Genomic DNA, 15,507 nt, shown 5'->3' with positions numbered 1-15,507 from the left:
TAGAATCCGGCTAGTTTGTATGGCTCAGGCAGCTATATAAGTATAAAAAAGGAAAATAAAATGAGCGATATCGTACAGATTTTATCGTTTGATAAATATATAGCTCCTCTGGAGCATACGTCTGATGGTCGAATGGCAGCAACACACCTGGCTAGTGTTAAGTGGATAGATAACAAAGCTGGTCGTTTCTATGTAAAAGTTTATCCCAAATGTCATCCTCGTGGCTTAATCAACGAAATTACTGGTTACCTAGTGGCGCACGCCTCTGGTATACCGCAACCTAAGAAAGTCGCCGTCATACAAATCCCTAAAGAAGTGATAGAAAATAATTTCAAAGGTGACTTTGAATGTTCTGGTGACTACTATTGGGGATGGGCTAGCGAAGAGTCTGGGACGACTCCCAATACATATCTGAAGATGGAAAATATGTTGGCGTTTAATCAATGCTTAGAGCAGTAAAAAAAGTGGAAGTCATTCCCTAATATGCTTGCGTTCGATGATTGGGTTGCAAATCAAGATAGGAACACAGGAAATATAACAGTCAAAGGATACAATGACTTTTACGTCATTGATCATGGCAATGTGCCTGTTTCGGAAAAGTGGACTAAAGAGCATTTAGTGGTGGAAAGTGTGTATGAGAATAAGCTACTTGACGGATTGTACCAAGATAACAACTACCCACTGCCTTTATCTGCATCCTTAATTGAGTCGAGTAAAGAGCACCCAGAGGCTTTTAGAAAAGCTCACCAAGAATTAATTAAATGGTGTGATGCACTACTCGATGAAGATTGCTCATCACACCTTCAGCATTTCCTTGAAGCTCGTGCGCATCTTAGCGTATCGAGGATTAAGGATAAAACGGGGCTACTGGTGGCTTAAATGAACAATCTTGAAAAGCTATTAGGACAAAATACTGAGAAAAGCCTAGTAAAAGGTGAGTGGTTTAATATCAGGTGGACACCTGACTTAGCTACTGGCGAGAAACTTAATATTGGTGTTGGATTTGTCGAAAATGGGCGAGTCCATAGCAGGCTGTTGAGCTATTTCGAAAGAGTAAAGTGCCTGTATGGTGAACGTGGTATTTATCATGCAGAGTTGGTGACTTCAATAGTCGGTGAAAGTTTACGTCAAAATAAAAAGTCATCACCGATCCCACAAATTGCATACGATAACTCTGGTTATGCTCAAGGTTTCTCTGTTGATGAGGTTTTAACCAGTCTGTTTGAACAGACTGTTCCTTTGCAGAAAAAAATCCGTGTTCCCGGTAATACAAAGCGTTTTAACTCCGTTAACACAGATAAACTGTATACCTGCTTGGTTGATGAGTTAAAAATAAAAGCTGCATTACAATTTGAAGAGTTTGTACCTGCTGATAGTTCAATTTTCATCGAGGATGACTTGGGGTCACATGAACTTTTCGTACCGTTTCGAGATAACAAAAACCTTGTTGGAGGGCTCGCTTCGACAGTCTATTCTAACGTTCAAAGAATTGAACTTAATCTACTGAAAGCGGCTAGAGATGTTGAATCGGCGGTTAAGTTAGGCAAGGGAAATAAAGCGTCCGTCTTTATATTGATGCCTGGCGATGAAGTAGAAAAGTTAAACAAAGAACAAATAGTTTCAATTGAAAATACTCTTGATAAATTTGATTGGCATATGAATAAGCAAGGTATTTCCGTTGGTGGACACACCTCTGTTAGTGGCTTGGCGGACGAAATATGTTCTTGGGCTAACGTAGCATAAACATAACAATCTGTTTAAGAGTGATTCGCAACGCTTGGCATTTTTGCTATGCGTTGCGTTTTGTGTTTAAGGTGGTATGCGGCGGCTATTGTATTGCGTTGCTCACACCTTAACAGGGCGTTAGTACTGGATTGGCATCAACGGTAAAATTTTCGGAGTTTATCGGTTTCTTTTCCTTGTTTTACACTTGGTCAAATGTGCCTTTCACGTTCTTTCCGGTGGCACTATATGAGTTGTGTTTGTTTTGACTTCACCGTTTACGGTTTCTAACTTTTGGGCTATTTCTTTGGCGTGGTTTCTTTGATGCTGGGAAATGTTTGTCAAACACCGAGTTTCTTTGGCGCTGTCGTTTAGTTCTGAAGCCCGTATCCTTTGTTAATTTGAAAACGGTGAAAATAGGTCAGTTAAGCAAGTTTTTCTTCTAGCCAACTTGCGTTTTGAGATTGAGTTCTAGTTTGGCAGTTGTCCCTTTAGCTTCAGCGTTTCAAGCCAGAAGTTTAGTGCTATATTTCAATATCTTGGCATGTGCCAAAGGTTAACGGGCAGCGTACTAACAAACAATTCAAGAGGGATTCGTAACGCGTGGCATTTTTACTATGCGTTAATTTTAGTGATTAAGGTGGTTTGCAGCGGCATCGGTATTGCGTTACTCACCCCTTAATTGGGCGTTATGTTCAAGCGAGGAAAAGTAGCAAATGAATAAATCATCTGACATGTTGATCTTAAATGGGATCGACTTTCTCGAAAAATCGCTAAGTGAGTTTAAAGAACAGCCTAAATATTCAATTATTCACTTTGCAATTTCTGTAGAAATCCTGCTCAAAGCGAGATTAGCAATTGAGCATTGGTCTCTCATAGTCAATAAAGACCCGAACAAGAAAAAGTATGACCTAGGAGACTTTGTATCAGTCAATTTAGATGAAACAGTAAAACGGTTAAGAAATGTCGTTGGCGAAAACATTAGCGAAGCAGAATATAATTCCTTCAAGAAAATTGCAGCACATCGGAATCGAATTATTCATTTTTATCATAGTGAAGTCGACTCTTATAGTGGAAGCACTCAGAAGGAAGTCGAATCCATAATAAAAGAGCAATGTGAGTGTTGGTATTACATAAAGTCTCTTTTTCTAAATCGATGGAGCAAATTTTTTAGTGAGCATACCAAACGTTTTCATGATTTAGATTGGAAAATGAAAAGACATGCTGAATACCTATCAACCATCTATGAGCAAAAAACGGAAGAGTTAAGTAAACTCGAAAAAGCGGGTAGCGAAATAGTTTCTTGTAGTTATTGTAACTTCAAAGCAGTGCCTTTAAATGGTTCATTAGCTCAATTAAAGTACGGGGTTTGTAAAGTCTGTAACTTTAGTCATTCTCAACTAACGTTAGAGTGCGATAATTGCGATAAAAAAGTGACGTTTATCAACGAAGGATGGGGTGAGTGCCCAAGTTGCAAGAAAGTATATGAACATTCCGATGTATATCAATTGTTAGATTCATATGGTTATGATCTCTCTAGCTATCCTGACAATATCACTCCTGCTAATTGTGGCTCTTGCGAAGGTTATGAAACAGTAGCTGCAATAGAAGATAAGTATTTGTGCGTGTCGTGTTTTGATCTTTTTGACAATGTAGGTCAATGTGAATGGTGCCACACCACATGTACAGGAGATTTATCAAACAGTTATTGGGCGGGGTGTGCTGCCTGTGAAGGTCGCAGTGATTACGAGAAAGATTGAACATAACAAGCTGTTTAAGAGTGATTCGCAACGCGTGGCATTTTGACTATGCGTTGGTTTTAGTGTTTAAGGTGGTATGCGGCGGCTTCGGCATGGCGTTGCTCACACCTTAACAGGGCGTTAGCAATCAGGGAGAAATTGGAGTTGAGTGGTTATCAATCGAATTTAGAAAGTCAGCTGAACATGCTCAATGAGACTTGGGATTCATTAATAAGTAACGGAGTCACCAACGAAACAGAGTTAGTTCTAGAATTTAGCTACTTATGTCCAAATAAAGCATCAGCTATTCAACTAAACGACGCTCTCGAAAACTATGAGTCACTGATCAGAAGTGAGGGGTTTATTAACCGCTCATGGTTTGTTGAAGGATATTCTCACCCGACAACGGTAACCAAAGACATCCTTGCTCAATGGTTAGACTTTATGGTTACAAAAGGTTGGGAGTTTCAATGTACCTTTGATGGTTTTGGGGCTTCGTTTAGTTAAATTGCTAACAAACTGTTTAAGAGTGATTCGCAACGCGTGGCATTTTTACTATGCGTTGCGTTTAGTGTTTAAGGTGGTATGCGGTGACTTCGGCATTGCGTTGCTCACACCTTAACAGGGCGTTAGCACACACTCGGTGGAAACAAGGACATTAGATGAAATTTCGAAATGCAGGAATAGCCTCTCTAGTTCTCTTTTGTGCATCCTGTAGCGATGAAAGCGAGATAATGGAAGCAGATGTAGTTAATAGTATTCCTTTACTTGCCTTAGTCGAATCTACGGTTGATAGTAACGAACTAAAACTTGATTTTTCTTATCCCACTCGAGTTATTAAATACGATCAGTCGACAGACGAAGAATCGCACTTTGATACAGTTCGATTGCAGATCTTGCTGGAAGAACAATTGGTTTATTCGGTACTAGCAGACAGAACAAGCCTGACACGTGAAAAGTGTCTCGCTCTTTATCGAGGTTATTCTCAAGCGTTAACTGAAAAGTACAATTTTGTTGCTCAAACAAGAGAAGAGAAAGTGTTTGGCAAGCTCATGGAAGTAGATGATGGGCTGTTGTCAAAGGATAGCAAGCTGAGAGTTAGTATGGGATGCCAATTACTAGACACATCAAAGTTAGAAAAGTTCTCATTGAGAATCGACAGCGTTCAATTGTCAGCACTAGCAAATAGCAGACTTGAGAAATTGAAATAATTATCCCCCTACAAATGTGTGCTAACAAAGCGTTTAAGGCAGATTCCCAACGCTCGGCATTTTCGGTTTGCTTTGAATTTAGTGTTTACGGAACAATGCCTTAAGTCTGGTGGTTTGCGTTGCTCACTACTTAACGCGGCGTTATGTGCACAATCAAATTCAACTAAAATTTGCAGTATCGGGAATGGTGTAAAATTTAGAGTTTTCGAGTTCTAACATCGTCATAGCGCTTAAGCCAACATTCTCTCTATTTAAGTTTACCCATTTCAAAAAGTTTGTTTGTGGAACGAACTCAACAAATTTTTTCCGAAGCACTTCGCTTGAGATCGGAATGATTACACCAACACTTTTAAAAGCAGCTTTGATTATCTTAATGTCACACTTGTAAAGTTCTCGGGAGTAGTCTGCAGAGGTTTTATTTAGATAGTTAAGCTCAATATTAAAGCAATAGAGCTGACGAGATATGCTGACTTCATAGCTATGAGCAGTTTGTACGCCCACTTTGTAAGCGCAGTGAAATTCCCAATCCTTAACACCACCAATACCTACAGACTTCATGTTAGACAGTCTATGCCTAGGGTTCTTTGTAATCCCTATTTTAAAGACATCTATAGACGGGGAGTAAGCTACATAAATATGGTCACAGATGTATTTATTTCTACGATAAGGCGTATCTAATGCACCTTCAGGTATTTCGCTAGCCAAAGTAACCGCCATACTGTAATTTATTGCTCAAACAGTAGCATATTTGTTAACTACGAAAGTTGAGTTAAGTGGAAAAATGCACATAACAAAGCATTTAAGAGTGATTCCCAACGCTTGGCATTTTCAGCTCAAGGTTGGGTTTCATGTTTACGGTGGTATGGTTTAGGTCAGGTGGTAGCGTTGCTCACACCTTAATGCGGCGTTAGTTCCCCAGAGGAAGCAATCAATCCGTAGGGAATTTTTGTTTTTGGTGGAGTACACGCATAACTCGGATGATATCGCCCTCGACCCAGTAAGAGACAATCATCGAAATCTCAGGAATAATGAGCAATCGTCCGCGGATGCCATCTCGTTGTACACCCATTAAAGGTTGTTCAAGCAAGTTTTCTACTTTTGCTTCAATGAGGTTGTCAGTTTTCTCTGCCGCATCAGGGTTGAAGTCATAGAGAAACTCGAAGATTTTTTCACGATCATTAAGTGACTCTTCTTCCCATAAAATCATTGCTTACCTCGATTGCGGATTCTGGCTTTGCGCTCTTCCATTCGAGATTTAGCAGTTTGGTGCTCAACGAAAACGGACTTTCCTGAGTCAAACTTCTCAAATGCTAGGTTTACTTGTTCAGTTAGCCATGCATCGTGAGATAATGTTTTTCTTTGTTGTTCAGCAAGTTGCTCAGTAAGTTCACGGCATGCGTCACTCAGAGTGCGACCTTGGCTCTCAGCCATTTGTTGAGCTAGGCGTTTTGTTTCTTCATCAACACGAAATTGAATTCTAGTGTCCATGATGTATTCCTTTGTTTGTGTGTGTACAAATGTTAGCACTAGGTTTTGAGATGGGCAACTAACAAACAATTTAAGAGTGATTCGGCACGCGTGGCATTTTTACTATGCGTTGGTTTAAGTGATTAAGGTGGTATGCGGGAGCATCGTATTGCGTGCCTCACACCTTAATTGGGCGTTAGGCGCAGTAAGAAATTTCTTGGTCCAAATCTCTAATTTCTCTTTGGCTATCTGTTCTGGTTTTTCGGCAATCTGGCTTTACCTTCCTAAGTTCTTGAATCACTTAACCCGTAAAACATGTCAAAGTTTGCGGGTTGCCTCATTCGGTTTTCTGGTCTGTTTGTTGTTAGTTTCTTTGGCTCAAATCGCTTCAATTTTACCTGTCTTCGAAATGGGTCTATTGGCTGGAATTTCGCACTGAAAGTTAGTCTTTCCAAATTCCATATATATGCGCTGATTTGCCAATTTCTTTGGTTTTTTGGTTGCAGTGGGTTTCAGAAACTTAGCCGCTTTAGCATTTGGGTTTTAATCAAATTCAGTGGGTTACGTGGATTTATTTTAAAAAAGGTGTTTTTCCCAATCTCATTTTAACTATTTGCGTGAAGCGCCTAACAAAGCATTTAAGAGTGACTCACAACGCTTGGCGATCTCAGTTTAAACTTGGCTTTAGTGTTTAAGGTGCAATGGTTTGGGTTAGGTGTTTTGCGTTGTTCGCACCTTAATGCGGCGTTATGTGCAGGATGAAGTATGCAGGAAGAAATTAATCAATATCATGAATTAGCTAAAGATGCAGGAAATCGACTGAGAGCTTACATTTTATCGGTTTCATCAGGTGCAACAGGTGTTTTTTTCTTGGCTTTGACTAAAGATGGTCAAAAATACTCGGATTTAGAGCAAGTTTTACTTTCTGCCGCTTTAATTAGTTTTGTTATTACGGTTGTTCTATGCCTTTATGAGCTTCGTGTGGATGCGAAGCGATTCTTTGCACTTACACAAGAGTTGAAAAAATCGAAAGATAAACAGTGTTGGAAAGCCAATGAAAAATATAAGAAAAAACGGTATTTGCTAATTCACAGTTCGTACGTAACTCTTGGTATTGCTATGACGGCTACAAGTGCATTTTTGGTTCTGCGCATACTCTGCACATAACAAACTGTTCAAGAGGGATTCGCAACGCGTGGCATTCTCACGATGCGTTGGTTTAAGTGATTAAGGTGGTATGCGGCGGCTTCGGTATTGCGTTGCTCACCCCTTAACAGGGCGTTAGGCAAATGGAGATAGGCGTGAGTTTAAGAATAATTGAAGTCGTAGATTTTCAGTCGTCGTGGGCTGATGATTTTAACCGAGAGAAAGCGCTAATCTGTAATGCGTTAAGTCAAGAAAATGTGGTGGGAGTTCACCATATCGGTAGCACTTCAGTTGAAGGTCTATGTGCGAAACCAATTATAGATATTCTACTTGAAGTTAAATGTCTCAGTGAGCTGGATGAGCAAAGTTGCTTGATGGAATCGCTAGGTTATCTTGCTAAAGGTGAGTTTGGTATCCCGGGTAGGCGCTACTTTCAAAAAGGTGGGGTTCAACGAACTCATCAAGTCCACGCCTTTCTAACAGGTTCACATGAAGCGCAAAGACACATTGCTTTTAAAGAGTATCTTATCGCTTTTCCTGAAGTGGCCGATGAGTATGGTGTGTTAAAGAAAACTGGAGCAGCAATCTGCAACAATGACATAGATGTATATTGCCGCCATAAAGACAGCTTCATTAAAGAGCATGAGGCTAAAGCTCTCAACTGGAAATTTGCCTAACAAAGCGTTCAAGAGGGACTTGGCACGCGTGGCATTTTCAATTTGCGTTGTGTTTAGTGGTTAAGGTGTTATGCGGTCACTTTTGTATTGCGTGCCTGCGCCCCTTAACGCGGCGTTATGTGCCACTGTGTTTCAGCGCAAAATATATAAGGATTATGTATGTTTATAATCTCTTTGACTTATCAAGTGGCTCTAGAGAAAGTCGATGCTTTTATTCCTGAGCATGTGGATTATCTCAATGAGCAATATGCAAACGGTCATTTTGTTTTATCTGGGCGCAAGGAACCAAGAACTGGCGGAGTCATCATTTCCACTATTGGCGACCGAAGCAAGCTGAATGACGTAATCGCTCAAGATCCTTTTCACCGAGAAGGTTTAGCAAGCTATGAAGTGACAGAAATCGTCCCAACTAAGGCGTCAGAAAAGCTAGAGTTCCTAGTCTAGCATCTGGCACATAACAAGCAATTTAAGAGGGATTCGCAACGCTCAGCATTTTTGTTTCTACTTCAAATTTAGTGTTAATGGCACAATGCTTTAGGTTTGGGTGGAGGCGTTGTTCACCCCTTAATTGGGCGTTAGGTGCTAGGAGGTATAAACGTTGACTAATTTATACATTATCGGCAATGGATTTGATTTGTGGCATGGCTTGCCAACGAGTTATCACGAGTTTTATGAATTTGCTCAGGATACACTTGATGAGTTGGGAAACTATTACCTCTTTGATTTGAGTGTTCACGAGCCTTGGCATGATTTTGAAAATGCTCTAGGTGCTTTTGATGCGGACGGTTTTTTCGATTTTCACAACGAAGTTGATATTGCTTCGGATGATTTCAGACCTAGTTTCATATATGGTTTGGAAGATGAAATTACGGAGCAAACAGACATACACGTTTCATCAGTACGAGAAACTTTTACTGGTTGGGTTAACCAACTTGATGTGAGTGTTGCTGAACAGAAAATGACTTTTCCTGAAGATTCTCAGTTCATAACCTTCAACTATACATCAACTCTCCAAGCTGTGTACGGTATTGAAGATAATCATGTATTCCATATTCATGGTCGTGCTGAAACACATGATGAACTAATTTTTGGACATGGTGAAACTATAGTTGAGCCTGCTGAGTTTGACGAAGACGGTGAAAGCACCAGAGATATGTTCTCAGACGCTCAAAGCGGTGCTCGTTATCCTTTATATGCATTAAAAAAGCCAGTAGCTGACGTCATTGAGCAACATGAATGGTATTTTGAGCAACTCAGTAATATCGAAGAGGTTGTCATAATAGGACATTCTTTGAATACTATTGATCAGCCATATTTCGCGCGTATTGCTCAAATTGTTCCAGAAGCGACTTGGAAAGTTTGTTGTTACTCTGAGGACCAAGAAGATATTTTCACACAAAGCCTCATTGAGTACGGTGTTAATCGCGACAAAATAGAAACAATTGCATACAGCGACCTATAGCATCGTGGAAAACGCACCTAACAAACTGTTTAAGAGTGATTCGCAACGCGTGGCATTTTTGCTATGCGTTGCGTTTAGTGTTTAAGGTGGTATGCGGGAGCTTCGGTATTGCGTTGCTCACACCTTAACAGGGCGTTAGTCGCCAGAAAAAGCTAGCAGTCAAATTCATGTTTCTAAGCTCAAAACTTGGCTACTGGTTGTTTGATTCATAGTTCCATCTTCGACGGTCAAAGCTCAGTTTCATCGGTTCTAGATCAATGCATTGCTATTTACCAAGCGGTTGTTTCGTTCTTTGGTGGTGATAGAGCGGGGCGATCGAGAGTCTGTTTTTGGTTGCTACTTCGCTCGGTGAGTTTGTTGGTATAAAAGCCAATTTACTCGCTGAAATGACGTTTTCTCTGGTGTTGTAAGTTCCACGTGGTTTCAGTGACTTTGTTGAAAGTCCGCACTGTGAGATTGGCTTTCCAAAAGCGCTTTTTGGTGTTGTCAGTCCGTTTTCTGCGGCGTTGTTTGTCCCAAGTGGTTTCATTGAGTAGCCGCTTTGAGACTACGCCTGACTTAAATGCATCAAAGCACATAAAGTTTGTTGTTCGCAAAGTTTAGTTCGGCTTAAAATTGTCGCTCGGTGCCTCGCGACTAACAAACTGCTCAAGAGGGATTCGCAACGCGTGGCATTTTTACTATGCGTTGATTTTAGTGATTAAGGTGGTTTGCGGCGGCTTCGGTATTGCGTTGCTCACCCCTTAGCAGGGCGTTATGAGCCACCATAAAAAATGCAGAATAGAGTGGAATAGATGGAACGGAAAAAACAGGTTCAGTGGCTCAAGATTCAAAAGAGAGGCTTTCTAAGGCACTGTCTTACTCATGGATTAGCTTTCTGTGTACCATTTATATTTGGTACTGCATTTGTTCAAAACGATTTTTACTTGAACCTGTCGCCTTTTATTTCGTACCGGCTTTATTTAGTTACTGTCATTGGCGCGGTATTTCTCGCAGGCAGTGATTGGGTTTTTAAAAGTAGGCAGTATCAAAAGCACAGAAAGAATCTATTGCGAAAAAATGTCTCATAACAAATTGTTCAAGAGTGATTCGGCACGCGTGGCATTTTTACAATGCGTTGGTTTTAGTGGTTAAGGTGTTATGCGGAAGCTTCGGTATTGCGTGCCTCACACCTTAACAAGGCGTTATGTGCTTTGGTGGAAATGAATATGGAAATCACAATCAGGCGTATCGAAACAGAAAGCATTGAGGACAAAAGTATATTCGAGACTCTGTTCAAAGAGTATCTATCTGGATTCTCAGTTGAACTAGATCTCTCAGTAATTGCTCGGCTATTTACGTTACCTTATTTCCACGGGTTTATCAGTTTTGTCGACAATAAGCCTGCTGGCTTTGCGGTTTGCTTTGAATCATTCTCAACTTATCGTGCGCAAAGAGTGATGAATATCCATGACTTTATGGTGTCGGACAGCTTTCGTGGTAAAGGTGTTGGCAAGGCGCAATTGAATGGTATCGAACAGTATTGTCGTGATAATGATTACCTCAAAATCACACTAGAAGTCGGTGATGATAATGTTGCAGCTAAAAAGCTCTACAGTTCATTGGACTACAAAGATTACAGAGTAGTTTTGAAAGGTCAGCAACATTGGCAAAAGTACCTCAGTTAGCACGCACATAACAAACTGTTCAAGAGGGATTCGCAACGCGTGGCATTTTTACTGTGCGTTGGTTTAAGTGATTAAGGTGGTATACAGCGGCTTCGGTATTGCGTTGCTCACCCCTTAACAGGGCGTTATGCAGCGGCGCAAAGTCAGTGGAAATAATTTATGAAATTACTAAAAGTAGATAATAAGCATAAAATAGGACAAATTGGGGTCTCTATTTGTGAGCAAAATTTCCTAGAGCATGATGACTGGGTTTTTAGGGCTGGAGAAGTCTTTGATTATGGAGTTGATGCTCAAATTGAACTTGTACAAGGTGGTAATGCAACGGGAAGGGTTTTAGCGTTGCAGTTAAAAACGGGAACATCATTCTTCTCTGAAAAAAATGGCGACGGCTATATTTTTCGTAGTGATATGGAACACTACAATTATTGGCTAAATCATTCTCTACCCGTCTTGTTGGTTCTTTGCAACCCAGATACTAGAGATGTATTTTGGGTTGAGATAACACACTCGAATACGAAGGTGACAGGGAAAGGTTGGAAAGTCACAATCCCATTTGATAATTGCTTATCAAACCCTAAATCTTTTGATGATTTAAGGTATATAGCACTAAAAAACAAGTATAAAGAGCTTGTTGATAATTCGGTTTATCGGCTTGTATGTGAAAGGTTTAAGGGAATTTATTTACTTCAAGAGTTTGAAGTCCCTAGAGACTTGCATTGGTATCAATATGTAGGTGAACTTAGAAATGAAAAAATTCTAATTTCATATGTACATAATCCTATAACAGGCGTTGAAGAAGAATCTATCAAAGAGCATATTAGGCTCAAAGAATATAATAAAAAGTTAACAGGAGCACAAAAGGCAGTGATCTTTCTAATTGAGCCGTCTTTTTCAACGCTTGAGAATGCACAAAAATTGTCTGATAAGTATCACTCCGAAGATATAGAGTATGTAATTTGCGCATATGATGATGGCTTGTTGTCAGAATATGTTAATGGAAAACAAGTGTATTTTTATGACCATCATGATGGCGGTCAGCCTTTCCTAAATGGGTGAAAATGCTGCATAACAAAGCATTTAAGAGTGATTCCCAACGCTTGGCATTTTTCATTCCACCGTTGAGTCTTGTGTTTACGGTGGTATGGTTTAGTTTCGTGGTAGCGTTGCTCACACCTTAATGCGGCGTTAGCTTTTTTGGAGGTATAGTGAAAGTCTACTCATCTTTTCCAAATGTTATCAACTTCGAACGTTCCAGCGTCGATATATCTTCAATGTATAAACGTTATGCCATCATGTACGATCATGTTGTTTTCAATCGACACGGCTGTCCTATTGGTCGAGGCATATTCGAAAATTTGTCTCAGTACGTAGCTACATTAGCCATTGAACCGGAAAAACGAAGCATTGGTGATTTTCATAATATAATGGAGCTGGGCAATAATCCTAAGTTTAAAGAGTTATTTATTGACCTATGGGATCTAGTCGATGATCCCGAAAAGGCAGACAAAGAAGCGAGGCTTTGTTTGAAAGAAAGCCAATTAAATGAAATCCACAACTACGCTTGGAAGCGAAACATAATCGACAAGTCAATGGGCATTGATAATCATCATGCAGAATATAAAGCCGCAGGTATAGTAGCTGGAGATCTGTGTTCGGAACTTTATTACAACTTTTATCTTAAAAGTAAAATTCAGGACTTTAATATCAATTTTTCCCCAGTCGTAGGAGCCTTGGTTGAGCAAGTTCACAATGAAAACAACATTAATGATCTATTTACTTCAGAGCTAGTTATCCCCAATTTTTCTGAATTAAGTTGGGATCAGGTGCTTGAGTTGAGATCTGATAAATATATTAAAGACTTTCGTAAAAAAGTGTTCGAATGTGCTTCAATCGGTGAATGCATTGACACTACTATAGCAAAAGAACTTAGTTCATCACTTTGGGACTTAGCTGACTATTGTAAGCCAAATACCAAAAAATCAATGTTTGAGTTAGTGCTAAGCAATATACCTATGCCAACAGTACTCAATCCATTTAGTTTGTACTTTGGCGCAAGAGATTTAAAGAACGAAAATAAAGCAGCGGCTAACAATTCTTGGGTGTATTTTGTGCAAAACTTCAAGCAATAAAAAGCTAACAAAGCGTTTAAGACGGATTCACAACGCGTGGCATTCTCAGTTTGATTCTGCTTAAGTGTTTACGGCACAATGGTTTAGGTTTGGTGGTTGGCGTTGTTCACCACTTAACGCGGCGTTATATTTAATATGAGTAAGGAGTACTTGGTGTTTATTAAGCGAGCATGGAACGGCGAAATAGCAGTCTGGCAATCCGTCGTATTGGTAAGTATTGTTGGCTATATTCTTACGTTTGCAGTGGTTACAGCTATTAATATGGCTTTACTGCAAATGAAGTTAGTTGGTTGGATTGATAGCTACTATATAGTTTTCATGAAAATTTCAATGTCTATATTCTTCTTAACATTTGGTATTTTTGCCACTAGATCTTTATGGAGATCTGCGAATAACCCTAAAGCAAAAATCGGGCATGCAATAGCTCGATTTTGGGCGATTTGTTTAGGCTTGTATATCGCCGGACTCATAATGAGATGGTTATCGATTGTGTAATATTAAATATAACAAACTGTTTAAGAGTGATTCGCAACGCGTGGCATTTTTGCCATGCGTTGATTTTAGTGATTAAGGTGGTATGCGGCGGCATCGGTATTGCGTTGCTCACACCTTAACAGGGCGTTATATGCCATATGAAGAAAGCCTAAATATTCGGGTCAAAAACCTCAGCTTTCATCGTGGATTTGTCTTTATGGCGTCAGGTTCGTCTGGCTTCCATCCTAATTATTCTTGGTTCGTGGCTCACTCTCGGCCTGTCGAATGTTGGTAGTTTTCTTCTTTAGTGCTGATAATGCCAGGTCAATTTGGGCAGAATAAGTCGCTGAAATGCTGCCCTGTGATTTTGCCTTTCTAAAAGCAGATTTACTTGCTGAAAGGGCACTTTCTCTGGTGTGGTGAGTTCACGTGGTTTCAGTAAGTTTGTTGAAAGTCCTCATTGTGAAATTGTCTTTCCAAAAGCGCTTTTTGGTGTTGCCTGTCCGCTTTCTGCGGCGCGGTTTGTTTCAAGTGGTTTCTGGGGCAAGTCGCGGTAAGTCTAAGCCTGACTTAAGTGCATCAAAGCACATGAAAATCATGGTTTCAAAATAGGGCGTGGGATAAAATCTTAAGCTTGAACGTTCATGCATATAACAAAGCGTTCAAGAGGGATTTGGCACGCGTGGCATTTTTAGTATGCGTTGGGTTCAGTGTTTACGGCGCTTGGCAGAGGCTTTTGTATTGCGTGCCGGCACCCCTTAACGCGGCGTTAGTACGGGTTTGATATCAAAGGTTATAGGTTTTGGTGTTTATCTGTTTTGGCGCTCGTCTTTACACCTTTCAGTTTGTACCTTTCACGTTCTTTCCGGTGGCACTATATGCGGAGTGTTCGCTTTGATTTCACCGTTTACGGTTGCTAACTCTTAGCCTATTTCTTTATTGCTTCTTCTCTTTCGTGGTTTTTACTAAGTCAAAATTGTCTTTCTTTGGTGCTACCGTCGGAGTGCGAGGATCGAATCCTTTTCTAATTTGAAGCCAGTAAAAGTAGGGCTGTTCAGTGCATTTTTCTTCTAGCCAACTTTCGTCTTTCAATCGAGGTAAAGTTTTGTAGCTGCCTGTCTCACTTCAGTGTTCAAAGCCTTTCATATTATGCTACTTTTCAATATCTTGGAGCGCATAAATAGAAGTAGCGCATGTACTAACAAATTGCTTAAGAGTGATTCGTAACGCTTGGCATTTTTACTTTGCGGTGGCTTATGTGATTAAGGCGCTGTGCGGTAGCTTTTGTATTGCGTTACTCACACCTTAGCAAGGCGTTAAGTGCAATCAGCGAGAGTCACATCAAAAAAGTAGGGAAGTATGAGCATTAATATAAAATGGGATGGTGATTGTCGCTTTAAAGTGTCAACTGAAGGCGGTTTTACGTTTAATGTTGACGCTACAAGTGAGAAAGCCCCTTGTCCAACGGAAGTTCTATTGTCGGCTTTAGGTTCATGTAGTGCTACGGATGTCGTCTTGTTACTACAAGATCAAGGTTTTGAAGTTCAAGGTCTAGAAAATACGGTTACTTTTGCCCTAACGGAATCAGAACCTCGTTTATATAAATCGGCAAACTTACACTTTACAGTAAATGGCAGTGGTTTTAAGGAATCTGACATTTTGCGAGCAGCTCAAGAAGCGGTGGAAAAGCATTGTCATGTTTGTCTTATGTTGAGCCCTACGATCGATATCACTTGTTCAGCCGAAGTGGGTAAAAATTGCACTTAACAAAGCGTTTAAGAGGGATTTGGCACGCGTGGCATTTTTAACATGC

At 40.2% G+C, this 15,507-nt stretch carries 19 protein-coding genes; 15 read left to right on the top strand and 4 right to left on the bottom strand.

Features of this window, described 5'->3' with window-relative positions; translation table 11 throughout:
* Positions 1-60: 60 nt before the first annotated feature.
* The 6 genes from J8Z23_RS09290 to J8Z23_RS09265 all read left to right on the top strand — a co-directional run bounded on the left by J8Z23_RS09290 (position 61) and on the right by J8Z23_RS09265 (position 4,672).
* Positions 61-459, top strand: coding sequence for a hypothetical protein (locus J8Z23_RS09290; RefSeq protein WP_434633113.1), 399 nt, complete (start codon positions 61-63; stop codon positions 457-459).
* A gap of 24 nt (positions 460-483) precedes the next feature.
* Positions 484-879 (top strand): hypothetical protein, encoded by a 396-nt coding sequence (locus J8Z23_RS09285; RefSeq protein ID WP_434633111.1) that lies wholly within the window; start codon positions 484-486, stop codon positions 877-879.
* Positions 880-1,743: a hypothetical protein gene (locus tag J8Z23_RS09280; protein WP_193837859.1), complete on the top strand. Its 864-nt coding sequence runs from the start codon at positions 880-882 to the stop codon at positions 1,741-1,743.
* A gap of 695 nt (positions 1,744-2,438) precedes the next feature.
* A complete protein-coding gene (locus J8Z23_RS09275) occupies positions 2,439-3,482 on the top strand; it encodes a hypothetical protein (RefSeq protein WP_434633108.1) in 1,044 nt (347 codons plus the stop codon).
* Positions 3,483-3,626: 144 nt separating this feature from the next.
* On the top strand, positions 3,627-3,968 hold the full coding sequence (locus tag J8Z23_RS09270; protein WP_009696098.1) for a hypothetical protein: 342 nt from the start codon (positions 3,627-3,629) through the stop codon (positions 3,966-3,968).
* Positions 3,969-4,123: 155 nt separating this feature from the next.
* Positions 4,124-4,672 (top strand): hypothetical protein, encoded by a 549-nt coding sequence (locus tag J8Z23_RS09265; RefSeq protein ID WP_434633106.1) that lies wholly within the window; start codon positions 4,124-4,126, stop codon positions 4,670-4,672.
* A 159-nt stretch (positions 4,673-4,831) separates the two neighbouring features.
* On the opposite strand, the gene J8Z23_RS09260 is transcribed toward J8Z23_RS09265, so the two are convergent.
* From J8Z23_RS09260 to J8Z23_RS09250, 3 genes are all read right to left on the bottom strand, one after another.
* Positions 4,832-5,389: a GIY-YIG nuclease family protein gene (locus tag J8Z23_RS09260; protein WP_080259985.1), complete on the bottom strand. Its 558-nt coding sequence runs from the start codon at positions 5,387-5,389 to the stop codon at positions 4,832-4,834.
* A gap of 211 nt (positions 5,390-5,600) precedes the next feature.
* Positions 5,601-5,879 (bottom strand): type II toxin-antitoxin system RelE/ParE family toxin, encoded by a 279-nt coding sequence (locus J8Z23_RS09255; RefSeq protein WP_005398411.1) that lies wholly within the window; start codon positions 5,877-5,879, stop codon positions 5,601-5,603.
* On the bottom strand, positions 5,876-6,160 hold the full coding sequence (locus J8Z23_RS09250) for a type II toxin-antitoxin system RelB/DinJ family antitoxin (protein ID WP_005398409.1): 285 nt from the start codon (positions 6,158-6,160) through the stop codon (positions 5,876-5,878). Before J8Z23_RS09250 ends, J8Z23_RS09255 begins: the two co-directional genes overlap by 4 nt.
* Before the next feature lie 744 nt (positions 6,161-6,904).
* Between J8Z23_RS09250 and J8Z23_RS09245 the strand changes: the two genes are divergently transcribed.
* The 4 genes from J8Z23_RS09245 (at position 6,905) to J8Z23_RS09230 (ending at position 9,424) form a co-directional block, all read left to right on the top strand.
* On the top strand, positions 6,905-7,306 hold the full coding sequence (locus tag J8Z23_RS09245; protein WP_258620080.1) for a hypothetical protein: 402 nt from the start codon (positions 6,905-6,907) through the stop codon (positions 7,304-7,306).
* Positions 7,307-7,440: 134 nt separating this feature from the next.
* Positions 7,441-7,962, top strand: a complete 522-nt coding sequence (locus tag J8Z23_RS09240; protein ID WP_109170467.1) for a GrpB family protein — start codon at positions 7,441-7,443, stop codon at positions 7,960-7,962.
* Positions 7,963-8,121: 159 nt separating this feature from the next.
* Positions 8,122-8,406 (top strand): YciI family protein, encoded by a 285-nt coding sequence (locus tag J8Z23_RS09235; protein WP_434633096.1) that lies wholly within the window; start codon positions 8,122-8,124, stop codon positions 8,404-8,406.
* Positions 8,407-8,560: 154 nt separating this feature from the next.
* Positions 8,561-9,424 carry a bacteriophage abortive infection AbiH family protein gene (locus J8Z23_RS09230; RefSeq protein ID WP_434633093.1) on the top strand — a complete coding sequence of 288 codons (864 nt, stop codon included), beginning with the start codon at positions 8,561-8,563 and terminating at the stop codon, positions 9,422-9,424.
* Between the two features lie 265 nt (positions 9,425-9,689).
* On the opposite strand, the gene J8Z23_RS09225 is transcribed toward J8Z23_RS09230, so the two are convergent.
* The gene (locus tag J8Z23_RS09225; RefSeq protein WP_140090027.1) at positions 9,690-9,953 is read right to left on the bottom strand and encodes a hypothetical protein; all 264 of its coding nucleotides are present in this window, start codon (positions 9,951-9,953) and stop codon (positions 9,690-9,692) included.
* 679 nt (positions 9,954-10,632) lie between these two features.
* On the opposite strand from J8Z23_RS09225, the gene J8Z23_RS09220 reads away from it, so the two are divergent.
* From J8Z23_RS09220 to J8Z23_RS09200, 5 genes are all read left to right on the top strand, one after another.
* Positions 10,633-11,091 carry a GNAT family N-acetyltransferase gene (locus J8Z23_RS09220; RefSeq protein ID WP_368848946.1) on the top strand — a complete coding sequence of 153 codons (459 nt, stop codon included), beginning with the start codon at positions 10,633-10,635 and terminating at the stop codon, positions 11,089-11,091.
* A 159-nt stretch (positions 11,092-11,250) separates the two neighbouring features.
* A complete protein-coding gene (locus J8Z23_RS09215; RefSeq protein WP_434633089.1) occupies positions 11,251-12,147 on the top strand; it encodes a DUF4365 domain-containing protein in 897 nt (298 codons plus the stop codon).
* Between the two features lie 149 nt (positions 12,148-12,296).
* Entirely contained in the window at positions 12,297-13,220 is a 924-nt protein-coding gene (locus J8Z23_RS09210) for a hypothetical protein (protein ID WP_434633087.1), read from the top strand.
* Between the two features lie 153 nt (positions 13,221-13,373).
* Positions 13,374-13,715, top strand: a complete 342-nt coding sequence (locus J8Z23_RS09205) for a hypothetical protein (RefSeq protein ID WP_045372035.1) — start codon at positions 13,374-13,376, stop codon at positions 13,713-13,715.
* Between the two features lie 1,338 nt (positions 13,716-15,053).
* Complete coding sequence (locus J8Z23_RS09200; RefSeq protein ID WP_025527517.1) at positions 15,054-15,461, top strand: OsmC family protein; 408 nt, start codon at positions 15,054-15,056, stop codon at positions 15,459-15,461.
* Positions 15,462-15,507 lie beyond the last annotated feature (46 nt).

Origin of the sequence: Vibrio sp. SCSIO 43086, from assembly GCF_051132235.1 — a bacterium.
Lineage (GTDB): Bacteria > Pseudomonadota > Gammaproteobacteria > Enterobacterales > Vibrionaceae > Vibrio > Vibrio diabolicus.
The sequence above is the reverse complement of the archived record's forward strand: the minus strand, read 5'-3'. Positions and strand labels throughout refer to the sequence as shown.